Origin of the sequence: Desulfobulbus oligotrophicus (assembly GCF_016446285.1) — a bacterium.
GTDB classification, from domain to species: domain Bacteria; phylum Desulfobacterota; class Desulfobulbia; order Desulfobulbales; family Desulfobulbaceae; genus Desulfobulbus; species Desulfobulbus oligotrophicus.
Genome location: NZ_CP054140.1, coordinates 1,942,954 through 1,965,484, shown reverse-complemented (window position 1 = coordinate 1,965,484; position 22,531 = coordinate 1,942,954). Strand labels below are relative to the sequence as shown.

Below are 22,531 nucleotides of genomic sequence, written 5' to 3'. Positions count from 1 at the left end.
ACAGACAAATGTTAACTTTTGGCGGTGTCCGGCTCAAATTCAACCGAAAAAATAGCGAACTCCGGACAGATAATTTCACAAAAATGACAGTTGACACACTCCTCCGACTTCGTGACCACCGGTGGATGGTACCCCTTACGATTGAAATGCCCGCTGAACTGCAGAATGTGCCTGGGGCAGAACTCGATACAGTAGCCGCACCCTTTGCAGCGATCTTCAATGATGGTGACCATCCCCCTGGTGACCTGAATCTCCTGGGCATCAAGGGGTACTCGCCAAAATGTCATAGTCTTTGCCTATAGTGGAAATTGAATATGGAGCGTGGTTGCACAGCAACCTGTTCAGGCACCGCCATGATCCGCAGGATGCCGGGCGCAAAGCAATGAATAAACCGAAAAACCCGGCAAGTGTCAAGCTGCAATCATGACGGACAACCAAAAACTAAAGACACCGCCGGACTTTTCATGCCACTGTCTCTTTTTCTTTCACCCGATCAACCACCCTGCCCGTCAAGATCCCTCACAGACCATGGCAAAACAGTGAGTACAGGGGACAGGGCAGAGATTGGTGGAAATCGCATCCACCCTGCAAAACTATAAACAGTGCATAAAAGCACATTCTTTTTTTAGAAAAGTCCAAAGGACGGCTACATAAAAAACACGCTAACAGGAAAAGTACAGCAGGGGAAAGTCGACGACATTCACCCTCCATCTCTACGAGGATGAGCCAGTGCAAACCGTCTTGATATTTCAGAACAATACGGTTACAGATGAGCACTAACTGTCTGGATCAATTACTCTTCAGGGCATCATCATGCTGTTTGCCGTCTCAGGTGTTACCACTGACCCCTGGATTCCACCGCTGGTGGCCTGTGCCGTCTCCTTCTTCACCTCCATGGGCGGTATTTCCGGAGCCTTCCTGCTTCTCCCCTTTCAGATGTCTGTACTGGGGTACACTCACCCTTCCGTCAGTGCAACCAACCAAGTCTATAATATTGTAGCCATTCCTTCGGGAATTTATCGCTACTGCAAAGAGGGGCGAATGGTCTGGCCTCTGGCATGGGCCGTGGTTCTCGGCACGCTGCCCGGGGTACTCATCGGCGCCCTTGTCCGGGTCACCGGCCTTCGTGATCCACACAGCTTCAAACTGTTCGCCGCCGCCGTCCTCCTCTACATTGCCGGTAAAATGGTCAGAGACCTGTCTGTCTCCCGGCATGCAGCTCAACCTGGTCCCGCCAATGCACCTGAAGGTACCTCCACAGCCACCGTGACCCGCGGATCGCCGGCAACAGTTACTGTCACCGGGTGCACCCTGCAAAGGATCGCATATACCTATCAGGGCGAAACCTACACTCTGCCGGTAGCCGGTGTTTTTTTACTTTGCTTCATCGTTGGGATCATCGGCGGGATCTACGGCATTGGCGGCGGTGCGATCATCGCCCCCTTTCTTGTCACCTTTTTCAAACTGCCCGTTTACACGATTGCCGGTGCCGCCCTCATGGGGACCTTTGTTACTTCAGTGGCTGGAGTGGCCTTTTATACAGCCATTGCTCCCTTCTATCCTCATCTATCAGTGGCACCGGACTGGTTCCTGGGGCTCCTTTTCGGTCTGGGAGGTATGGCAGGGATGTACCTGGGAGCCCGCTGCCAGAAATTCGTCCCAGCCGGAGTGATCAAGTGGATGCTCGTTATCATCATGGCTGGTACGGCTCTCAAATACATCCTGGAATTTTTTGCATAAAAAAAAGCGTGCCCGGTCGATCACCAGGCACGCTGCACCAGGGAATTTCGGTTGTGACTTTTAATCTTCGCCAAACAGTTCAGCAACTGTTGCCGGAATCGATCCTTTGGCCTTCAAGGTGTTTCCCTTCCCCACGCTGTAAACACCAAACCACTGTTCCGGATCATCGACGTCCTGATGCATGGCCTGCTCCGGTCCCTTGGCGCTCTTCCACCACTCATCGTGCAGTTCAAAAAATACCAGTCCACTGTACTGTTCACTGCCCTTGGCCGTACGAATATCCTGCCATATCGAGCGAAACGTTTTCGGCACATCTTTGATCGCATGGCCGCCAAACCCCGGAACCCAGGGCTTTGGTTCAAAGGGTGAGGTTGACAGCCCCGCCTGGGTAATAAGAATGGGCTGTTGCGACTCTCTGGCCAGTTGTTCAAGATACCCCTGATAGGTGGAACCGGTTACAGAGCCCGGCGGTGAGGTGCGAACTCCGTTGGCATAGGTGTAGACGTTGAGGCACATCAGATCACCCATGTCCGGCACCAGAATGTCCGCAGTGGAGACTTCGAGATCGGATCGATCGGCAATCGGCCCGATATGCGTCCAACTGGTATGGCAGTACAGATGACGACGGCCATAACGGCTCAGTTCATAGTCCATGGCCCTGTCCACCAGTTGAGCCATGGCCACTTCGGTGGCGGTACGATTGGTGACGGTCAGATGCTTTCCCCTGTAATCACGGACCTTGGGATGGCGAGCGTTGGTGGACTCAACACATTTGGCCTGCAGCTCATCACCTATGGAAAAAAGGACCAACCGATCCGGACGGCCTGCCCGGTAGGTATGATCGATTACCTCCTTAATGTCATTGAACGTTTTCTCTTGAAAGGCAGGGGCCAGAAAATCTTCCTCATAGGCCCATATCCATATATCCTGACCGTAAACAAGGTCGGTTTTGTCCAGGGCCTCGAAAAATTTCGTCGGCATCAGCCGGGGAAAGATATGGATGTAGTTGACGTTCATGTCTGTCATCAGGGCCAGATGCTGAACATACCGGTCATCATTTCCGGGCGGATCTCCTAAAACCGGTGTCTCGCCCGGCAAAAACGGGGAATATCCCATACCTTTGAAAAAAACAGGGCGGTCTGGATGGTGCAGATCAAACAGGGAAGTGCCCCGGACGACAAAACGGGAAGGCTGGGGTGTTGCTGGATGAAGCTTCATGGTTTTAGCGGCATGCACCGTCTGCGGATCAACCGATAACAAACCCAGAAGTACCAAGAAAAAACATTGTCTAAACACACTGCACATAAAAAAACCTCATTCGTCAGCAACAAGAAGTCTTCCTTCCAACCACCCGGCGCTTATCTTGCAACCGGAAATATATTGCTCCCCCGGTTGCTGGAGCGTCACCCCCACCCAGGCCCCTCTCCCTGTTCTCAACAGCAAGAAGGTCCCCCGGCTGAAGGTATACGCAGAAGTATGATCACCGATTATTTAAAAATGAACGATGCAACAAGTTTATTGACAGCGTCTTGCCAAAACTGAAAATTCTTTTCAGCAACCGCCGGGGTTTCGCCCAACCCGCTACACGACAGAGTCCAGGTCAAACCGGGTGTTGCGGTCATGACAACCAGGCCTGAAGCATAGACATTGGTATTAATTTTATAATGAACTCGACCAACGTGTGCCGGCCGTTTATGCAGATGACCGCTGTCGGCCCTGGTCACCTTGATCGTATCACCACCCTCGCCCAACACCTCTTCAAGTTCGGCCGTGGTCGGTGGCGTGATGAATATCTGATCAATATCACCCTGTCCGGCGTTTGCCGCCCTGGGAAAGCGCTTCACAATCAACGCGCACTCCGCAACAGGGTACTCCTCCTGGTTGACCACCCTCACCTGTTCGTCAGGAATGGCTCCAGGCAGCACAACCCATGTTGCAGGATAACTGAAAGAAAAACCAAACTCCTCGTTACTGTAGCTGGAACTGCTGGATCTCCCTGCACCGGCACTGGTTGTCTTTTTCGTGGTGGTCGCAGGTTTTGTGGTAGTAGCAGGTTTTGTGGTGGCTGCAGGATCTTTGACAATCCCCGGTTGTTTCGCGCTCCAAACCAATGGAGGTGCTGTGAACAGAACTCCGCTGCAAAAACACGCCGATAAAAGGTAGAAAAAACGATGCATTGTCTGATGCTCTGGAGAGAGTTTAACTGATGCAGACAGCTGGAGGTCTGTTTCCCTTTGGTTCCGTTATAAAAATGGTTGTCAAGTCTACTGCATGTTCTCTGCAAAATGGTCAACAGGTCGGTTGTGATAAGGACAAAGAACCCCGCCCACAGATCAGTTCTTTACCCTGACTGCGGGGTTTGTTTATCGCAACAGAACCTATCGATCATAGTAGGCCTGCAGTTGCTCTACTTTCAGGGGCTCCTGCAGCGCAAGTAAAAGAAGAATTCTTGCCTTTTGCGGGCTCAGGTTATCGGCAAAAACAGCACCCACCTCTTTCAGCGTGCTGCCGCCTCCCTGGAATCCATACACAGGGAGCACCCTGCCATTGGGAACCCGTGTGGAAATAACCACAACCACATCTTTTGCAATGGCCTCTTTAATTGCCTCATACATGGGAATATTGACGTTGCCCCAGCCAAGGGCTTCAATGACAATGCCTTTGGCTCCTCCATCCACCGCTGCCCTGATCAGCCTGCCGTCGGCACCGCCATACATGGGCACAATCTCCACATACGAAAGCTCGTCCCTGGTCAGTGGAATGTGCTGTCTGCGCAGAGGAGCACGATAAAAGAGCACCTGATCGTTGTCCACCACTCCGAGGAACCCAAAATCACCGGACTTGAAGGTCTCCACATCTGAAGTGTGTGTTTTAGTCACATCCCGGGCAGCATTGATCTGGTTGTTCAGTGCAATCATGGCTCCTTTGTTTGTAGCATCAGGTGAGACACAGATCCGGGCAGCATTCAGCAGATTCCGCGGCCCGTCAAAATCTTTTTCCGAAGCGTTCCGCTGTGCCCCGATCAGTACAACGGGTTTGTCGCCGGCAACCGAGAGATCAAGAAAGTAGGCAGTCTCTTCAAGGGTGTCTGTACCGTGAGAGACAATCACTCCAGCCACCTCAGGTCGGGCAAGGGTGGCAACCACAGCCTTCTGCAGCTCTATCCAGCGTGCTGCGTCCATGTAATCGGACGGTACATTTGACAGGTTCTGCACTTCGATACGGGCAAACTCGGCAATCTCAGGCACGGTGGTCAGAAGATCTTCCCCGGAGATAGCGGGCACCGGTGCCTTTTTGACTGGATCAATCTTCATGGCAATGGTTCCTCCTGTGGCAATAAGCACCACCACCGGCAGCTCCGCCCAAGCGGACAGCGGCGAAAGAAACAGACTGAAAGCCATGACGATGACAGTCAGATGACACCTCAACGCTCTGATTGATGCTCGCTTCATAAGCGTTCCTCCTCTGTTGCAGATGAATGATAAAGATGATTTATCTTTTTCGTAACAGGTACGATAGAGAGGGTCAAGTCGATTTATGACCGACATATTCCGATCAATGGGCAACCAACTGGAAACAAACAGATGCGTTGCCCGTCTGTACCTGCAGCAGGTTATGCCATTTAAAGACGACTTGTTCCAGAATGCCCGGCCATCATTTTTGAACTTTACTCACTGCAACACGCCTGCATAAAATACACGATGGAGATGACCGGTCGTGGCTGCAGAGAACGTTGATGGCAGAGTATATTGCGGTCCAGGCAATAAAGTGCTAAACGGCCTGCAGTAGCTCTGCCGGAAAATTGCTCCATGACAAAAAACGAACGTACCGGAAAAACAATGAAAAAAACAGAACCGCAACCCCACATTGTGCTGACACGAAAGCAGCACAGCATTGTGATGCGTACAGTTGCCCAGTGGCAGGATAACGGTGTCATTGATGCGGCCACCGGCCATCAGCTGAGGGCATCGCTTACCATTGCCACCTTTGATTGGCAAAAGACCGCCCGCTACGCCTTTTCCATTGCCATCGTCTGCCTGGTGATTGCAGCTGGCGCAGTTGCAGCCGACAAGGTGCTTGCAGAGCTTCTGATGCGCATCTTCAAGGCACCGGCAATCGGCAAGTGTGCATTTTTTGCAGTTGCAGCAGCCGGTCTCTTTCAGTATGGCCTGTTTTTACGAAAAAAGTACCCCCACCGGGTCTACAGCAATGAAGCCGTCTTTTTCCTCGGTGTCTTGACCCTGGCCGGGGCTGTCTTTTATCTTGGTGTGGCCGTGGATACAGGCAGCGGCCACTTCTCTTTGCTGTTTCTCATCGCCTCCGTCCTCTATGCGCTGCTCGGCCTCTGGTTTCCATCGGCGCTTGTCTGGGTGTTTGGACTGCTGTCGTTGAGTGGCTGGATGGGGACAGAAACCGGCTACGTCTCCGGTTATGGGGCGTACTTTTTAGGCATGAACTATCCGCTACGTTTTGTTCTCTTTGGTGCCATCCTGGCCATTGCCGGAATAGAAGGACAAAATATCGCCTCTGACAAAAACGATAAAACACTCAAAACGCGCATCCTCTCCATGTCACCGCAAACAAAGGTCATCGGCCTGCTGCACCTGTTCATTGCCCTGTGGATCATGTCTATTTTCGGCAACTACGGTGATATGAGGCAATGGCAGCAGGTGCAACAGTATGAACTTTTTCATTGGTCTCTGCTTTTCGGTGCCGCTTCAATCGCTGCTGTCTGGTACGGCCTGAAAAAAGATGATGCTGTTCTCCGCGGCTTTGGCCTGACATTCTTATGTATAAATCTGTATACACGCTACTTTGAATATTTTTGGGATACCATCCATAAAGCGGCCTTTTTTACAGTGCTTGCTCTCAGTTTTTGGTACATAGGCAGTCGTGCCGAAGCGATCTGGAACCTGGGAATAAGGCACGATCACACAACACCCGGCGATACCGACGCGAAAACAGACACAACCAGGACCAACTGTTAGTCACATCAAAAAGTACATGGACAGGAGAGATAAAGATGCTACCGGAACCGTTGCTGAAAGTTATGCAGAATGAAGGTGTGGTCGCCATTGCCACACAGGGAAAAGATGAACCACACCTGGTCAACACCTGGAACAGTTACCTCACCCTGTCGGCAGACCAGCGCCTGCTCATCCCTGCCGGCCGTATGCACACAACAGAGGCAAACATCAGCAGCAATCCCAAGGTACTGCTCACCCTGGGAAGCCGTGAAGTGAGCGGCCTGCATGGACCGGGTACTGGTTTTTTAATTCGAGGGCAGGGCTCCTTTGTCACCTCCGGCCCGGATTTTGACGGTATGAAGGCAAAGTTTACCTGGTTGCGTGCGGTCCTGGTCATCACCATCGAATCCGTCACCCAGACCCTGTAAAGACAGACGGAAAAACGCTGTTCGCCCCCTGATCCTACGCTCAGGAGGCCCTGGGCAGCAGTCTTCCTGAACCGGAGAGCCTTGGGTGCTGATGCGTACAGACATCTGCACCCAACGAGCTGCAGCTAGAGGCTGCCGTCAATCACTTCGGCTGGCAGGGTATGTTTAACATCGTAGATAATGGCAGAGGGTTTACAGAGATTACGCACAGCTGCCGGTGTCATGGCGACAAACTCCTGGTGGGCCACCGCCAGGATAACCGCATCGTAGCGGCCTTCACGAAGAGAATCGACCATGGTAACGCCGTACAGACGACGGGCCTCTTCCTGATCCACCCATGGATCATAGACCTCAACCTGTGCTCCAAAGGAGTGTAACTCTTCAATGATGTCGATAACCCGGGTATTGCGCAGATCCGGGCAGTTCTCCTTAAAGGTGAGTCCAAGGATGAGGATCTGGGAATCAGCCACGTGGATGCGTCGCCTGAGCATCAACTTGACCGTTTCCGAGGCAATGTAGCGCCCCATATCGTCATTGAGCCGTCGACCGGCCAGGATCATCTCCGGATGGTACCCGACCTCCTGCGCCTTATGCGTGAGGTAGTAGGGATCCACGCCGATGCAGTGTCCGCCGACCAGTCCGGGGCGGAACGGCAGGAAGTTCCACTTGGTACCGGCTGCCTGTAACACCTCCAGAGTGTCAATGCCCAGACGGTTAAAGATCAGGGCCAACTCATTGACCAGGGCAATATTGACGTCGCGCTGTGTGTTCTCAATGACCTTGGCCGCCTCAGCCACCCGGATGGAACCGGCCTTGAACGTGCCGGCAGTGATGATCTGACCGTACAGGGCGTCAACAAAGTCGGCAATTTCAGGAGTTGATCCGGAGGTGACCTTGACAATGGTCGGCAACCGGTGCTGGCGATCACCGGGATTGACTCGTTCCGGGCTGTAGCCGACAAAAAAATCACGGTTAAAGACCAGCCCTGAATCCCGTTCCAGAATCGGTACACAGACCTCTTCAGTGGCACCGGGATAGACAGTGGACTCGTAAATCACCACATCACCATCTTCAAGCACTGTGGCCACGGTTTTAGATGCCCTGGTCAGCGGCGTCAGGTCAGGTCGTTTATTGGAATCGATCGGTGTCGGGACGGCCACGATATACACACTGCACCGACGCAGCTCTTCGACATCACTGGTAAAGTACAGTTCACCCGCCTGTTGCAACTCTTCGGTGCTTACCTCGCGGGTAACATCAACAGCACGGCGCAACTCTTCAATACGATCAGTCTTTAAATCAAAACCGATGGTTGGTCGTTTTTTACTGAATTCCACGGCCAGCGGCAGACCGACATAGCCGAGGCCGATAATTCCAACGCAGGTGGTTTCCACTGCAGGCATGCGGATTTCCTCAAACAGTAAAAGAAAAATATTGGGATGAGACCTTGCTGAAAGTATAGGGGGAAACAGCCGCAAGCGGAAGCATTTTCTGTCTCTTCAAACACCCCTGGTCAGACCCGGCCACAGCAGGGTGTGCAGTTGTACCTGCAGGCGCACATTAAGCCGGGAGGCAAGCAGCAGTTCAGCCAGGGCAGCAGGCGGAAATTGCGACTGTACCGGTGAAAACAGGACCGGCAGAAAAGAAGGCAGTCGGTGTGTCTCCACGTATGTACGCGCCCAATGAAAATCATCTGCTGAGCTGAGCACGAATTTGACCTCATCCCGGCATCCGCGTAGCTGTCGTTGCTGTAAAACACCGATGTTTTCCGCCAGGCCGGAGGCCGCCATACCCGAACCAGGGCACTTCACATCCATAATAATGCCAACCCCATCGGGCACCTTTTCAAGACACAGGCTGCCGTTGGTTTCAAGCAAAACCGATCGTCCCGCTGCGAGCAATGATCGCATCAGCGGCACAGTTCCCGGCTGACTCATCGGCTCGCCACCGGTGACCTCCACCATGACTCCGGGAGTTGCATCAACCCAGGCCAGAAGTTCGGCCACCTGCATCAGGTGCCCCTCCTCCTGCCAGGTGTACGAGGCATCACAGTATGAACACCTGAGATTGCAACCGGCCAGGCGAATAAAAAGGCAGGGCAGGCCAGCCCGGGTGGACTCACCCTGGATCGAGTAAAAAAGCTCGCAGACCCGCAGTGTCTCAGTCACCGTAGTAGATAACTCCTGTGGATTCGGTCTCCCGTACTTCAACACTGTACAGCCGATACCGTTCACTCTGCAACGGTTCCTGCAGACGCTGAAAAAGATACATGGCAATGTGCTCTGAAGAGGGATTGACTGCCTGAAAGGCGGGAAGTTCGTTCAGATCGCGATGGTCGAGCTCGTCCACCACTGCATTGACCGCCTTTTTCAACTGCCTGAAATCAATACCCATGCCGAGTTTATCCAGCTGTGCAGCACGTACCGTCACCTTGACATGCCAGTTATGGCCATGGGGATTTTCACAGTTCCCCGGGTAGGCCCGAAGATGATGACCTCCGGAAAAGTGGGTTTGAATAAAAATATCCATAGATCTCGATCTCCCTTCCAAAAGATGTCATGCTGGTCTCCTAGCCGCCGCCGGCCGGCAGCCTGCAGACAGGCGTCGTCAAATGAGAACAAACGTGTTATTTTATTGCCATGACAGCATTACCAAAGACTGCCCTCTCTACCACAAATACCCCGTCTCTGCCAGTTTTGTGCGGCAGTGAAATTCAGCAGACCGGCCATCACGCCGTGTCCGCCACCTCTCCTGTTGCTGACGAAGTAACCGATGACAGTCTCTTTGCCGGTCGGCTTATCTGCCGACAGCACCGAAACGGGTACCGTTTCTCTGTGGATGCGGTCCTTGTCGCCCACTCCTCTGTTCCCAAAAAAGGACAGCGGGTTCTTGATCTTGGTTGCGGTTGTGGTGTTATCAGCCTGATCCTGGCTTACCGTCATCCTCACATCCTGGTTGACGGCCTGGAAGTGCAAGCTGAACTGGCTGATCTGGCTACAGCCAATATCAGACAGAACGGCTATGAACAACGTTGCGCCATCCTGCGGGGAGACCTGCGGGCACCGGGTTCAGTACTAAGGCCGGAGTCATACGATCTCGTTGTCAGCAACCCGCCGTACCGCCAACAACACACCGGCCGTCTCAACCAAAACAGGCAGGCTGCCTCCGCCCGCCACGAGCTCCGGGGCAATATCAACGATTTTGCCCGGGCCTCGGCCTTTGCCGTGAAAAACCGGGGCAAGGTCGTCTTCATCTATCCGGCCCGCCGTTGCAACGCCCTGTTTGCAGCCCTGCACAGTCACCGTCTCACCCCCAAAAGGCTCCAGCCGGTCTACTCCCATCCGCAGGCTGCCAATGCCTGTCTGATAGTGGTCGAAGCTGTGAAAAACGGCGGGGAACAGCTTGAACTGCTCGCCCCATTTTTTATATACACCGGCCGCGACAGCACCTATTCTGCTGCCATGCAGGCACTGTATGAGGAGACATAATGCTTGCCACAGTGATCAGCTGTTCCGTCTTTGGAGTTGACGGTTTTCCTGTACAGGTAGAGGTTGATCTTGCCCAGGGACTCCCCTCTTTTTCTACAGTCGGCCTGGCCGAGGGGGCGGTGCGCGAGGCCAAGGATCGAGTACGGGCGGCCATTAAAAATGCCGGTTATGAATTCCCGCAGCGACGGATCACCGTCAATCTGGCACCGGCAGCAGTAAAAAAAGAAGGCACCGGCTACGACCTGCCCATTGCCCTGGGTATTCTGGCGGCAGCCGGGATAATACCCGGTGATAAGCTCGAACAGACAGCGATCATCGGCGAACTGTCTTTAGATGGCTCTCTTCGCCCTATTCCCGGTATCCTTCCCATGGCCCTGGCCATCCACGAGGCGGGAGTGAACCGTTTTCTCCTTCCGGCTGAAAACGCGGCTGAAGCAGCCATTGTCCAGGGTCTTGACGTCTACGGTATCGAGCGGCTTGACCAGGCCGTGGAGGTACTCACCGGACACATCTCACCTGTTCCGGTCACCGTTGATCCGGTTACCCTTTTTGCCGGTAAGAATCACTATCCCGTTGACTTTGCCGATGTCAAAGGTCAAGACTATGCCAAACGGGCCCTGGAGATCGCTGCCAGCGGCGGCCATAATATTCTGCTCAGCGGCACTCCGGGAACCGGCAAGACCATGATGGCCCGACGTCTGCCCACTATCCTCCCGGATCTCACACTTGCAGAGGCCATTGAAACCACCAAGGTGTTCTCCATCGCCGGTGTGCTCCCGGAAAAAACACCGCTGCTGGTAACACGGCCTTTCCGTTCACCGCACCACACCGTCTCCGATGCCGGTCTGATCGGCGGCGGTCAGATCCCCCGTCCCGGTGAGGTCTCCCTTGCCCATAACGGCGTACTGTTTCTCGACGAACTGCCGGAATTTAAAAAACACGTTCTGGAAGTGCTCCGCCAGCCCTTGGAGGACGGGGCTGTAACCATAGCACGTGCAGCAAGCAGCTTGAGTTTCCCGGCGCGCTTCATGCTGGTGGCAGCGATGAATCCCTGTCCGTGCGGATTTCTCGGCGACCAGTTCCGCAGCTGTACCTGCACACCCCCGCAGATCCACCGTTATCGGAGCCGCTTATCCGGCCCGCTGCTGGATCGCATTGACATGCATATCGAGGTGCCCTCGGTTCCTGTCAAAGAGCTGATCGGCCAACCGACCGGCGAGTCGTCAGCATGCATCAGAGAAAGGGTCAATCAGGCCAGATCCCGCCAGCAGCAACGATTTGCAGGCTCTGCTGCACTCCACTGTAATGCCCAGATGAGCAGCAAAGACGTCAAACGGTTCTGCCGGCTCGATACCGGATCAGCTGAACTGCTCAACCAGGCTATCCAGCGTCTGGGTCTTTCCGCCCGTGCCTACCACCGGATTCTCAAGATTGCCCGGACCATTGCTGATCTGGATGGGGCGAAAACCTTGCAGACAGCCCATGTGGCTGAGGCGGTGCAGTACCGTCGTCTTCAGTTCGAACTTTAAAAAAACACGCTGAAGGTTCTCAATCTGCGGTCAATGCCGATTTGACGCTGTCGGCCATGGTGGTCAGTGAAAAAGGTTTTTGCAAAAAACACTCATCATCGCCAAGCCCCAGGTCGTGACCGGCAGCCTCAACAGGGCAGGCGGACATGAAAACCACCTTAAGACCGGGATATCGGCCCACTAACCGATCCGCCAGCTCCTTACCGCTCATGACCGGCAGAACGAGATCTGTCACAAGAAGATCAAAGCCGGTCCCATTATGTTCGGCCAGCTGCATGGCCTCACCCGGCGTTGTGGCCGTCAGCACCCGATACCCCAGACTCTCCAGCATGAACTGACCAAGGGCAAGCACCGAGGAGTCATCCTCGACCAAAAGAATCGTCTCTCCGAACCCCAGGGACGGTACATTGCGCTCTTTCACCTCCACGGTCACAGGATCGTTGTCATGTACCGGTAAGTAAACAAGAAAGGTTGTCCCCTTTCCCGGCTCGCCGTGTACATCCACATACCCGTTATTCTGCTTGACAATACCATAGACAGTGGAAAGTCCCAGACCGGTACCGAGCGACCCCTTGGTTGTAAAAAACGGCTCAAATATCTGGTCCCGCAACTCCTCCGCAATACCACAACCAGTATCGATCACCTGGACGACCACATACCTGCCGGGTATAATCCCCTCGCGTTCGGTGCAAAAAGAGGCGTTCAGATCAACAGAACGGGTGCGAAGGGTGATCGTACCGGAACCATGGACCGCATCGCGGGCATTGACACAGAGATTCACTAAGATCTGGTCAAGTTGGCTGGGATCCATCTTGATGATCGGCAGATCCTTTTCCGGTACCCAGATCAGCTCTATATCATCGCCGATGGACCGCTGCAGCATGGTCAGCATCCCGGTCACTGTCTCGTTCAGGTCAATGGGCTTTGGAGCAATTGGCTGGTTACGGGAAAAGGTCCGGAGCTGATGGACAATATCTGCGGAGCGCAGCGCAGCCTTGTGGATCTCTTCCAGTTCTCCGGCCATCGGCAGCCCGGCATCGGCCCTGGTCATGGCCATCTCGCAGTAGCCGACGATCACCGTTAAAATGTTATTGAAATCGTGCGCAACCCCGCTTGTAAGCCGGCCTATGGACTCCATCTTCTGGGCGTGCAGATACTGGGCTTCCAGTTGCAGTTGAGCGGTAATATCCCGCTTGATGGCCACGTAGTTGACAATACTGCCCTGCTGATCAAAGATCGGTGAAATCGTCGCCTCTTCCGTGTACAGGGAGCCGTCTTTCTTCCTGTTGACTATCCGGCCGCTCCAGGTATTCCCGCTACTGATAACACGCCAGAGCTCCCTGTAAAATGTCCTGTCATGTTCCCCGCTTTTCAAAATCCGGGGATTTTTACCCAGCACCTCCTCTCTGGCATAACCTGTTACCTCTGAAAAAGCCGGATTAGCATACACAATACTGCCATCCACCTCGGTGATGACCACAACCTCCCCTGCCTGTTCAATGGCCACCTTCAGTCGCTCCAGATCGATCTCTGTCTGTTTGCGTCTTGTAATATCACGAACAATTGACACAACATGCAGAACATCGTTGAGTTCGAGCAATCGTGAGCTCACCGATCCGATACCATAGCTGCCGTCTTTGCGCCGAAAGCCGGCCTCCATATTTTCGCAATACCCCTGAGCATACAGCTGTTTGATCAAACGATCCCGCTCAGCCGGATCACGCCAGAGATTCAGTTGCACAGGTGAGAGGCCGACAACCTCTGCGCAGGAGTATCCGGTCAGTGCCGTAAAGCTCTTGTTGGTTTCAACAAGGACACCATCAACCAGGCGATTGATAATGATCGCATCGGGACTGGTTGCAAAGGCGAGTGTGAATTTCTTCTCACTCTCCCGCAGGGCCTTCTCAACGGCCTTCCGCTCGGTCACATCATGAAAGATGACCAGGTACGTGCCATCGGACATCGCCACGACCCGCGCATCCAGGGATCGCTCCACATCACCGGTGGTCGTCAGGAGCCACTCAACCTCGACTGTTTGTCCCTGTTGCACAAAATCATGGCAGAACGGTCGGACCTTTTCATCAGCCATGATCCGAAAAAATGCTGTGATCTGTTTACCGACCAGCTCGCCCTGCGTAAGACGAAGGAAGTTGCACATGGTCTGATTGGCCTGAAGAACAGTGCCGGTACGGTCACAGAGCAGAATACCGTCTTCAGCTGATTGAACAAAAAAGAGATACAGTTCTTTCTGTTGCTCCAGAACCTGCTCCATCAGCCTGGAGACGTTCATATCAGTCACGGTAAAGAGAGATCCTGCGGCAGGATTATCAGGGTTCAACAGAGCCACATGGAGACGGACAGGAACTATCACTCCATCCTTTCGGACCCAGCTGGTGGCGACAGTACCGGTGGATTGTCCCCTGCTCGGCTGCAGATCTTTTTCCAGATCTGCTTCAGAGGCATCGGCATAGAGCAGGTGACTGTCCATACCGATCAGTTCTTCCTGTGCATAGCCGGTCAAACCGCAGAGATGGGCATTGGCGCTCATGATGATCTGCTCACGTACAACAGCCCTGCCAACAGGAACCATCTGGGCGAGCTTGTTGAAATCCAATGGATCTATGCTTGACCAATTGCTTTCCTGATCAGATCGGGTTTGTCTTTGCCGAAGCAGCATGAACAGGACCGCAGATGTCAAGATAATCAGTGCCCATTCCTGAGCAGCCTGTCCCCAGACCTTACGCTGTGCATCCATCACCAACTGATCGATGACCCTGTTGGTAAGCCAAACCCAGGCACCTGCCGCCATCAGATAGAACAGGGCTGCTTTGCCGGCACTCTTCCTGTCGGAAGACAGAGAACGAAAAGCACTCTTCGGCGAAAAAAAGCGGAACAGGCGCATAGGCATCGACGGCTTCAACTCAGCATCCCGGTTCGGTCATCGCCACAGACACAGACGGGCGTGCCAGCCGTTGGCCAGGATCGTGCCCAGGACAGGCACCTTTATTTCACGGCGGTGAACATGGTACTCATACTCGGCAACAGTGTCATACCAGTCGATAGTGGTGGGCTGCTTTGCCGGCGCTGTCAGCAAAGGAAGAGGTAAACAAGGCCGTCCGGTCTTCACCCGCTCCGGACAGATGAGAAAATCCACCGTCCGGCTGCGATCAACCAGCAGAACCGTACGGGTATCCGCATCAAAAAAACAGCGCAGCTCATAAAGGTGCCTGATGCCGAGCCGGCTCAACAGTTCGCACCACCGCTTATCATGGTACCGCCAGGTAAAGATGAGGGTGCGACGTTTTCCCAGCACACTCACCGGACAGGCCATGGCATTGACAGCCAACAGCTTCTGTCGCAGTTGATCAAGAGGAACCGGCTCACCTGTGCCGCGAAAAAACCAGATGCTTTTCAGCATCTTGTTCAACAGGACAAGCCCGATACCAAGAGCCGCGGCAATCCACAGACAGAACATCATCAGCATGGTCGGCGCATCCACCTGGGACCGGAGCAGCAACAACGGTGCTGCACTGAGCAGAATACCCGTCAGCAGTGCTGCTGCAGCAAGAAAAGTTACAACCAAACGCTTCAGCATGTATGCACCATCTTCCTAGCCAAAGACCACCGAACCCGTTAAGAGGTGAAGCGAGGCATTACTGGAATCCATCACAACCTCCATCCCCAGGGGCAGAGCCAGATTCCGCTTCCCGTGTCCCACAGGGAAACCGGCCCAGACAGGGTAGCCGGCCGGAGCAAGCTCCAGCACCCGTGACCAGACAGCTTCCTGTAATCGCAGGTCAGCCGTCGTATCACCGCCGCCATCAAACTCACCCAGCAGAAGACCGGCCAACCCTTCCAGGCGACCGGCCAGGGCCAGTTGGGTCAGCATCCGGTCAATCCGATACATGGACTCACCGGTATCCTCAATCACCAGCACACATCCATCCCAGCTGCTTTCCCATGGGGTGCCGAGCAGGTGGACCAGGGTTGTCAGATTACCGCCGATCAGCCGCCCCTGCCCCATGCCTTCCCGTAAAATTTCTACCCCCTGACAGCGGAGATGCTCTTCAAAGCGTCCGGTCAGCAGACCAAACAAAGAGTGTATTCCCTCTTCGCCGCTGTCAGACAATGTGGTCACCATCGGTCCATGGAGCGTGACAAGCCCGGCCTGCTGGCCCAGGGCGCTGAGCAAGACGGTCACATCACTGAAGCCGATGAGGAACTTAGGGTGCCGCCGCAGCAGATCCCAGTCCAACCGGGCAACGATCCGCAGGCATCCATAACCGCCGCGGATGGCCAGCAGTGCCTTTACCTCCTCATCATGCCACAGACGATGCAGGCCGGCGACTCTCTGCTCGTCGCTGTCAGCCAGATAACCGCTGGATGGTCCATGGGCACCACACAGTTTAACCTCAAACCCCTGCTCTTTAATCAGTTTAATGCCGGCGTGCAGTCGCCTGATATCCCGCACCGGGCCGGCCGGGCAAAAGAGGCCGATGGTATCACCTCGTCGCAGCCTGGGCGGTACAAGCAGACGCTCAGTCATTCTTCCCTGCACAGTTAAGGCGATAGATCCATTCCAGACCGGTGAGAGTGAGTTGCGGATCGATCTCGTCGATGGTATAGGTATACGGCTTGATCAATTCGGCCATGCCACCAGTGGCAATGGTCCTGGCACGGTCCTGATCCGGTGTCAGCTGACGGCTTAACACCTCCACCATTCTGTCAATCAGACCACCAAAACCGTAGAGCATACCGCTGTGAATGGCCTTTTCCGTCGTGGTACCGATGGGATGTTCCGGGGTGACGTCGATATCCAGCCGGGGGAGCTTGGCGGTACGGGTGGCCAGGGCATCCAGAGAGATGCCGATACCCGGATGAATCGTGCCGCCGACATAGGCCGGCACGCTGTTCACACAGTCAAAGGTAATGGCTGTACCAAAATCAATGACAATCAGGGGAACATGATACCGCTCCCAGGCAGCCACCGCGTTCACAAGTCGATCGGCGCCAACCTCAGAGGGATTTTCCGTGGCCACCTCCATCCCCAGTTTAAGGGTATGCGTGACCGCCAGGGGCGGTTGACGCAATTTGGTGAGGTAACTGCGGGCAAAATTAAGCCAGCTCGTTTCTAAAACCGGTACCACTGAGGCAACAATGAAGCCGGTGATCCGATTCGGGTCAATGCCGGCCATCTGAAAAAGTCCATGATAACGAATTGCCAGCTCATCAGCGGTACGATCCCGGCGGGATTGCAGACGCCAATCGCCTGTCAACCGCCCTTTTTCAAAAATCCCGCTGACTGTATGAGAGTTGCCGACATCCACAGCAAAAAGCATAGGTACCTACCCGGGTTAATGAGAAAACGGAAAGTTTGTTTTTTTAAAAAGCGCTGGTAAGATAGACTAATTTGATCGATTTATCCAGAGTCACCTGGCTGAAACAACCTGGATAGGTTATTTTTATGGAGAAAAAGTTGACACCCTATATACAAGTGGTCACCACACTACCCGATCGAGACAGTGCTGAGCAGCTGGCCGCCCGTCTTGTAAAAGACCGCCTGGCCGCCTGCGTCCAGATCAGTCACTGCACATCTGTCTACCGTTGGCAAGGGGTCATCGAACAGGGGGAAGAACAGGTCTGTCTGATCAAATCACGACGCGATCTCTTTCCCGCACTGTACCGTACAATCAAAACCCTGCATCCATATGAGGTACCCGAAATTCTGGCTTCGCCGGTTATCGACGGCGGCAGTGAATACCTGGACTGGCTCGAACAGGAACTGCGGCCTGCCCCGGAGTGATTCGTATGGAACATCGCCCCCGAACATCAGCACGCAGTCGGCGACGAAAAAAAGAGTTTTGTTGTCATTGCTGCAAGCAGGAAAAACCGTTCTGCTGGAACTGCGGCTGCGGATTTCAGATCTGCCCCGAATGTTTTGCAGAAAACAGGTGGGGCATGAGCAACGGCCCGACCTGGATCTGCCCGGATTGCGAACGGATCCATATGATGGAATAGCCCGGGCCGTCCCTGTTATGACCACGATCGGCAAGTCCCCGCTCAGAGATCGGCCGCTTCGATATACTGGCAGTCAGCTGTCTTTATCCCGCTCCATCCGTGCCGGCAAAGCCGCACGATAAAAATGTGTACCATGACCGATCATCAGTACGACGAATCTAAAATTAAGACGCTCAGTTCCCTTGAACATATCCGTAAACGACCGGGTATGTATATCGGCCGACTGGGTGACGGCTCCCATCCGGACGACGGCATCTACATTCTGCTCAAGGAGATCGTGGACAATGCTGTTGACGAGTATATCATGGGGTTCGGCAAGCGGATCGATATCCACATCGGTGACGACGGGGTCTGCAGAGTACGGGATTACGGCCGTGGTATCCCTTTAGGCAAGGTGGTGGAGTGCGTCTCAGTTATCAACACCGGTGCGAAGTACAACACCGAAGTCTTTCAGTTTTCCGTCGGCCTCAACGGTGTCGGTACCAAGGCGGTCAACGCACTCTCCACCCGGTTTGTTGTCACTGCCTTTCGCGATGGCCGCCATAAAACCGCCTGGTTTGCCCATGGGCTGCTGCAGGGGGAGGAAGAGGGCAAAACCAACGAAAAAAACGGGACACTGGTTGAGTTTCTGCCCGACCCGGATCTCTTTCCTGACTACCGTTTTGATCAGCAGTATATCGACCAGCGGCTCTGGCGATACGCTTATCTCAACGCCGGTTTAACCCTGTCGCTGGATGGTGCACTCTATCTGTCGAAGCATGGTCTTCTTGACCTGCTCGATCACGAGATCAATGATGAGGGGATCTATCCGCCCATCCATTTTGCCGACAAGACACTGGAATTCGCCTTCACCCACACCGATGACTACGGTGAATCCTACTTCTCTTTTGTCAACGGCACCTATACCAGTGAAGGCGGCACGCATCTCTCCGCCTTTCGTGAAGGCATCCTTAAGGGTGTCAACGAGTTTACCGGAAAAAAATTCAGCGGTCTTGATGTCCGCGACGGCATTGTCGGTACCCTTGCCGTCAAGGTTCAGGAACCGATCTTTGAATCTCAAACCAAAAACAAACTCGGCAACACGGATATCCGTGCCGGCATCGTCAATGCCGTGAAGGATGCGGTGGCCACGCATCTCTACAAGTTTCCGGAAGCTGCTGAGATCTTTGTTGACAAGGTGCAGCGCAACGAGCGGGTCCGCCGGGAACTGCAATCAGTTCGACGTGATGCCAAGGCCAAAGCGAAAAAGATCGCTTTTAAAATCCCTCAGTTAAAGGACTGCAAGTACCATCCCTCCCGTGGCCGTCCCTCAAAACCCGGTCGTGAAAACATGCTGTTCATCACCGAAGGACAGTCTGCGGCCGGATCCATCGTCAGTGCCCGCGATCCCCTGACACAGGCGGTGTTCAGTCTCAAGGGAAAACCTATGAATGTTCTGGATCAGCGATTGGATGTCCTCTATAAAAATGAGGAGATGTACTCACTGATGCAGGCTCTGGACATTGAGGAGTCCATGACCAATCTGCGCTACGATAAGGTGATCCTGGCGACTGATGCCGACATCGACGGTCTGCACATCCGCAACCTGTTGCTGACCTTCTTTCTCCATTACTTTGAATTGCTGATCAAACAGGAACGGGTGTACATTCTGGAAACACCGATCTTTCGTGTCCGCAACAAACAGAAAACATTTTACTGCTACACGGATCAGGACATAGATGAGGCCATGGTGGCACTCAAGGCCAAAGGAAAAGGCGACCGCGCCATTGAGACCACCCGCTTCAAAGGGCTGGGTGAAATCTCGCCGCCGGAATTCAGGCAGTTCATCGGCCCGGACATGCGTTTAAAACAGGTGCGGATCGATTCCTTAAGTGAGGTCGGCAAGGTGCTCCGTTTCTACATGGGCAAAAATACCCCGGAGCGTAAACAGTACATCATGGACCATCTGATCGTCAGGCCGGTATGAACGAGACCACCGACACCCCGCGAGGTAAACTGCACCAGCTGTTTGACAGCAATTTCCTTGATTATACCTCCTACGTTATCCGTGAACGTGCAATCCCTGATGCTGATGACGGTCTCAAGCCTGTTCAGCGCCGGATCCTGCAGACACTTGCCAACATGGATGACGGTCGATTCCATAAGGTGGCAAACGTGGTTGGCGAAACCATGAAGCTCCACCCGCACGGTGATCAATCAATTTTCGACGCCCTGGTCAACCTGGCCAACAAGGACTATCTCATCGAACGCCAGGGCAACTTCGGTAATATCTTCACCGGCGACCAGGCCTCAGCCCCCCGTTACATCGAGTGCCGCCTGTCACCCCTGGCCCGTGAAACCCTGTTCAACAAGGATCTGACCGAATTTGTCGACTCCTACGACGGCCGCATGCAGGAGCCGGTGCGGCTGCCCGCCAAAATTCCGCTGCTGTTGCTGCTCGGTGCTGAAGGTATTGCCGTGGGTATGGCCACCAGGATCATGCCGCATAACTTCAACGAACTCCTGCATGCGCAAATCGCCTGCCTGCGCGGCAAGGATTTCACCCTGTATCCGGACTTTCCCCGCGGCGGCATTATCGATGTATCCGACTACAACCATGGTAACGGCCGACTGCGCTGTCGGGCCCGACTGACACAGCTGGACGCACGAACCATTGTTGTTACTGAGCTCCCCTATACAACCACCACGCAAAACCTCATCGAATCCGTTGAAAAAGCGGCCAAGGCAAACAAACTCAAAATCGCCTCCATCAATGATTACACAGCCGGAAAAGTTGAGGTTGAGATCAAGCTGGCCCGCGGAGTGCTTGCCGAGGAAACCATCGATGCCCTGTATGCCTTTACAAACTGCGAGATGAGCATATCACCGAACCTGGTGACCATTGAAGACAACATGCCCTGTCAGCGTGAAGTTGAAGAGGTGCTGCGACGTAACACTGATCTGCTCAAAGCCAATCTGGAAAAGGAGCTGCGTATTGAACTGGGCAGAATGGAAGAAAAATGGCATGCCCGCAAGCTGGAGCAGATCTTCATTGAAGAGAGATTGTACAAGGAGATCGAGGAAAAAACAAACTACAAGGCGATTATCTCCAGCATCCGGCAGTGCCTTGCACCCTATACCGAAGAACTGCGGCGAAAAATCACCACTGAGGATATTGAGCGGCTTCTGGAGATCAAAATCCGCCGTATCTCCCGCTACGATATCAACCGCCAGCAGAAAGAGTTGCGGGATATTGAAAAACAGATCGCAGAAATCCAGCACTCCTTAAGCGATATGATCCGCTTTACCATCGCTTACCTGGAAGATCTGCTGACACGCTATGGGGAACAGTTTCCGCGCCGCAGTGAACTGCGCCGCTTTGATGAGGTCGATGCCAGGGCAGCGGCCCTCTCCAATCTCACGGTTGGCTACCACCGGGATTCCGGCTTTCTTGGTCATAAGGTCAGGGCCGAAGGCACGGTGAACGACATGGAGTGCGCCTGCTCGGAATATGACCGACTTCTCCTTATCTTCAAAGACGGTCTGTATAAGGTGGTCAATGTGACGGACAAGTTGTTCGTCGGCTCAGAGCTGTACTGGTTTGGTGTGGTTAAGGATGACCTGCTGTTTAACCTTATCTACCGGCATGGACCGGAAAACCTGACCTATGCCAAACGTTTCACCATGCCCAAATTCATTCTGAACCGCGAGTATCGACTCTTTGAGGCCGACAAACGCTCCACCATCCTGCTGCTGCGTCTTGACGGGGAAGAGGGACTGCGGATACGGGCTGCTCTGGTGCCTTCGGCACGGGCAAAACACAACAGTATTGAACTTGATTTCAATGACGTGCTGATCAAAGGAGCAGGTGCCAAGGGCAAAAGACTGACAAACCGGATCGTGCGCAGAATCACCGATATCACCGGCACACCGAAAAAACCGGCCCCTGTTCCGCAGGAGTTGCCGGGCTTGACGGAAACAAACCAGAAGAAGCCGGATAAAAGCTGACACCACTGCAACCGTCCCTGTATTTTCCTGACCACTGCTCCGGAAAAAATAAAAGATACCGATGCACTATCCCGCCTCCCTCCACAGACGGCCCGGATCCGTCTGCTGGCGTCCTTTTGACTGCAATCCGACCATTGGAACTGTATGACAGCACAAGACCTGCGGAGACGGGTCTTTTTCAAAAATCATAAGAGGCCTGCACCGTGATCAAGCGACCTGCCTGCCGGTGCTGTGTCCAGTCTGAGGACCGGTCGGCAACAGGGCCGGCTTGCACTCTTTCTCCGCCCAGTACGTTTTTTAAAATGTATGGGAGAGACCACCGAAAATATAGCCGGCTCTCAGGATCTGCAATATATTATTGACGCGGAATAGAG

Annotated in this window: 20 protein-coding genes; 9 read left to right on the top strand and 11 right to left on the bottom strand. The window is 53.9% G+C overall.

What is annotated here, in order from left to right:
• Window positions 1-11: 11 nt before the first annotated feature.
• Window positions 12-287, bottom strand: a complete 276-nt coding sequence (locus tag HP555_RS08850; RefSeq protein ID WP_199261642.1) for a 4Fe-4S dicluster domain-containing protein — start codon at window positions 285-287, stop codon at window positions 12-14.
• A 526-nt stretch (window positions 288-813) separates the two neighbouring features.
• Between HP555_RS08850 and HP555_RS08845 the strand changes: the two genes are divergently transcribed.
• Window positions 814-1,740, top strand: a complete 927-nt coding sequence (locus HP555_RS08845) for a sulfite exporter TauE/SafE family protein (protein ID WP_199261640.1) — start codon at window positions 814-816, stop codon at window positions 1,738-1,740.
• Window positions 1,741-1,800: 60 nt separating this feature from the next.
• Here the strand turns inward: HP555_RS08845 and HP555_RS08840 are convergent, their stop codons facing one another.
• The 3 genes from HP555_RS08840 to HP555_RS08830 all read right to left on the bottom strand — a co-directional run bounded on the left by HP555_RS08840 (window position 1,801) and on the right by HP555_RS08830 (window position 5,141).
• Window positions 1,801-2,958: a hypothetical protein gene (locus HP555_RS08840; protein ID WP_199261638.1), complete on the bottom strand. Its 1,158-nt coding sequence runs from the start codon at window positions 2,956-2,958 to the stop codon at window positions 1,801-1,803.
• 269 nt (window positions 2,959-3,227) lie between these two features.
• Window positions 3,228-3,851, bottom strand: coding sequence for a hypothetical protein (locus HP555_RS08835; protein WP_199261636.1), 624 nt, complete (start codon window positions 3,849-3,851; stop codon window positions 3,228-3,230).
• Between the two features lie 267 nt (window positions 3,852-4,118).
• Window positions 4,119-5,141, bottom strand: coding sequence for an asparaginase (locus HP555_RS08830; RefSeq protein WP_408639850.1), 1,023 nt, complete (start codon window positions 5,139-5,141; stop codon window positions 4,119-4,121).
• A 465-nt stretch (window positions 5,142-5,606) separates the two neighbouring features.
• Between HP555_RS08830 and HP555_RS08825 the strand changes: the two genes are divergently transcribed.
• Complete coding sequence (locus tag HP555_RS08825; protein WP_408639849.1) at window positions 5,607-6,728, top strand: DUF2157 domain-containing protein; 1,122 nt, start codon at window positions 5,607-5,609, stop codon at window positions 6,726-6,728.
• Window positions 6,729-6,763: 35 nt separating this feature from the next.
• Window positions 6,764-7,135 carry a pyridoxamine 5'-phosphate oxidase family protein gene (locus HP555_RS08820; protein WP_199261631.1) on the top strand — a complete coding sequence of 124 codons (372 nt, stop codon included), beginning with the start codon at window positions 6,764-6,766 and terminating at the stop codon, window positions 7,133-7,135.
• A 125-nt stretch (window positions 7,136-7,260) separates the two neighbouring features.
• On the opposite strand, the gene tviB is transcribed toward HP555_RS08820, so the two are convergent.
• The 3 genes from tviB to queD all read right to left on the bottom strand — a co-directional run bounded on the left by tviB (window position 7,261) and on the right by queD (window position 9,664).
• Entirely contained in the window at window positions 7,261-8,538 is a 1,278-nt protein-coding gene (tviB, locus tag HP555_RS08815) for a Vi polysaccharide biosynthesis UDP-N-acetylglucosamine C-6 dehydrogenase TviB (protein ID WP_199261629.1), read from the bottom strand.
• A gap of 96 nt (window positions 8,539-8,634) precedes the next feature.
• Window positions 8,635-9,303 (bottom strand): radical SAM protein, encoded by a 669-nt coding sequence (locus HP555_RS08810; RefSeq protein ID WP_199261627.1) that lies wholly within the window; start codon window positions 9,301-9,303, stop codon window positions 8,635-8,637.
• A complete protein-coding gene (gene queD / locus HP555_RS08805) occupies window positions 9,296-9,664 on the bottom strand; it encodes a 6-carboxytetrahydropterin synthase QueD (protein WP_199261625.1) in 369 nt (122 codons plus the stop codon). Before queD ends, HP555_RS08810 begins: the two co-directional genes overlap by 8 nt.
• Window positions 9,665-9,774: 110 nt before the next feature.
• On the opposite strand from queD, the gene HP555_RS08800 reads away from it, so the two are divergent.
• Complete coding sequence (locus tag HP555_RS08800; protein WP_199261623.1) at window positions 9,775-10,623, top strand: tRNA1(Val) (adenine(37)-N6)-methyltransferase; 849 nt, start codon at window positions 9,775-9,777, stop codon at window positions 10,621-10,623.
• Complete coding sequence (locus HP555_RS08795) at window positions 10,623-12,152, top strand: YifB family Mg chelatase-like AAA ATPase (RefSeq protein WP_199261621.1); 1,530 nt, start codon at window positions 10,623-10,625, stop codon at window positions 12,150-12,152. The genes HP555_RS08800 and HP555_RS08795 overlap by 1 nt, the downstream gene beginning before the upstream one ends.
• 19 nt (window positions 12,153-12,171) lie before the next feature.
• Here the strand turns inward: HP555_RS08795 and HP555_RS08790 are convergent, their stop codons facing one another.
• Genes HP555_RS08790 through HP555_RS08775 form a run of 4 tightly spaced genes read right to left on the bottom strand, consistent with a single transcriptional unit; the run spans window position 12,172 to window position 17,491 of the window.
• Complete coding sequence (locus tag HP555_RS08790) at window positions 12,172-15,060, bottom strand: hybrid sensor histidine kinase/response regulator (RefSeq protein WP_199261619.1); 2,889 nt, start codon at window positions 15,058-15,060, stop codon at window positions 12,172-12,174.
• A 30-nt stretch (window positions 15,061-15,090) separates the two neighbouring features.
• Window positions 15,091-15,747, bottom strand: a complete 657-nt coding sequence (locus HP555_RS08785; protein ID WP_199261617.1) for a hypothetical protein — start codon at window positions 15,745-15,747, stop codon at window positions 15,091-15,093.
• Window positions 15,748-15,762: 15 nt separating this feature from the next.
• A complete protein-coding gene (locus tag HP555_RS08780) occupies window positions 15,763-16,698 on the bottom strand; it encodes a S66 peptidase family protein (protein ID WP_199261615.1) in 936 nt (311 codons plus the stop codon).
• Window positions 16,691-17,491, bottom strand: a complete 801-nt coding sequence (locus HP555_RS08775) for a type III pantothenate kinase (RefSeq protein ID WP_199261614.1) — start codon at window positions 17,489-17,491, stop codon at window positions 16,691-16,693. Before HP555_RS08775 ends, HP555_RS08780 begins: the two co-directional genes overlap by 8 nt.
• Window positions 17,492-17,616: 125 nt before the next feature.
• On the opposite strand from HP555_RS08775, the gene cutA reads away from it, so the two are divergent.
• The 4 genes from cutA to HP555_RS08755 all read left to right on the top strand — a co-directional run bounded on the left by cutA (window position 17,617) and on the right by HP555_RS08755 (window position 22,157).
• Entirely contained in the window at window positions 17,617-17,955 is a 339-nt protein-coding gene (gene cutA, locus HP555_RS08770; protein WP_233249121.1) for a divalent-cation tolerance protein CutA, read from the top strand.
• 61 nt (window positions 17,956-18,016) lie between these two features.
• The gene (locus HP555_RS14290; protein ID WP_199261612.1) at window positions 18,017-18,292 is read left to right on the top strand and encodes a hypothetical protein; all 276 of its coding nucleotides are present in this window, start codon (window positions 18,017-18,019) and stop codon (window positions 18,290-18,292) included.
• A gap of 11 nt (window positions 18,293-18,303) precedes the next feature.
• Entirely contained in the window at window positions 18,304-20,136 is a 1,833-nt protein-coding gene (locus HP555_RS08760; RefSeq protein WP_199261610.1) for a DNA topoisomerase IV subunit B, read from the top strand.
• Window positions 20,133-22,157, top strand: coding sequence for a DNA topoisomerase IV subunit A (locus tag HP555_RS08755; RefSeq protein WP_199261608.1), 2,025 nt, complete (start codon window positions 20,133-20,135; stop codon window positions 22,155-22,157). Before HP555_RS08760 ends, HP555_RS08755 begins: the two co-directional genes overlap by 4 nt.
• Window positions 22,158-22,531 lie beyond the last annotated feature (374 nt).

Coding starts and splice junctions, on each gene's coding strand:
- HP555_RS08850 (WP_199261642.1), bottom strand. CDS start 287: ATGACATTTTGGCGAGTACCCCTTGATGCCCAGGAGATTCAGGTCACC.
- HP555_RS08845 (WP_199261640.1), top strand. CDS start 814: ATGCTGTTTGCCGTCTCAGGTGTTACCACTGACCCCTGGATTCCACCG.
- HP555_RS08840 (WP_199261638.1), bottom strand. CDS start 2,958: ATGAAGCTTCATCCAGCAACACCCCAGCCTTCCCGTTTTGTCGTCCGG.
- HP555_RS08830 (WP_408639850.1), bottom strand. CDS start 5,141: ATGGCTTTCAGTCTGTTTCTTTCGCCGCTGTCCGCTTGGGCGGAGCTG.
- HP555_RS08820 (WP_199261631.1), top strand. CDS start 6,764: ATGCTACCGGAACCGTTGCTGAAAGTTATGCAGAATGAAGGTGTGGTC.
- tviB (WP_199261629.1), bottom strand. CDS start 8,538: ATGCCTGCAGTGGAAACCACCTGCGTTGGAATTATCGGCCTCGGCTAT.
- queD (WP_199261625.1), bottom strand. CDS start 9,664: ATGGATATTTTTATTCAAACCCACTTTTCCGGAGGTCATCATCTTCGG.
- HP555_RS08800 (WP_199261623.1), top strand. CDS start 9,775: ATGACAGCATTACCAAAGACTGCCCTCTCTACCACAAATACCCCGTCT.
- HP555_RS08795 (WP_199261621.1), top strand. CDS start 10,623: ATGCTTGCCACAGTGATCAGCTGTTCCGTCTTTGGAGTTGACGGTTTT.
- HP555_RS08790 (WP_199261619.1), bottom strand. CDS start 15,060: ATGCCTATGCGCCTGTTCCGCTTTTTTTCGCCGAAGAGTGCTTTTCGT.
- HP555_RS08785 (WP_199261617.1), bottom strand. CDS start 15,747: ATGCTGAAGCGTTTGGTTGTAACTTTTCTTGCTGCAGCAGCACTGCTG.
- HP555_RS08780 (WP_199261615.1), bottom strand. CDS start 16,698: ATGACTGAGCGTCTGCTTGTACCGCCCAGGCTGCGACGAGGTGATACC.
- HP555_RS08775 (WP_199261614.1), bottom strand. CDS start 17,491: ATGCTTTTTGCTGTGGATGTCGGCAACTCTCATACAGTCAGCGGGATT.
- cutA (WP_233249121.1), top strand. CDS start 17,617: ATGGAGAAAAAGTTGACACCCTATATACAAGTGGTCACCACACTACCC.
- HP555_RS08760 (WP_199261610.1), top strand. CDS start 18,304: ATGACCGATCATCAGTACGACGAATCTAAAATTAAGACGCTCAGTTCC.
- HP555_RS08755 (WP_199261608.1), top strand. CDS start 20,133: ATGAACGAGACCACCGACACCCCGCGAGGTAAACTGCACCAGCTGTTT.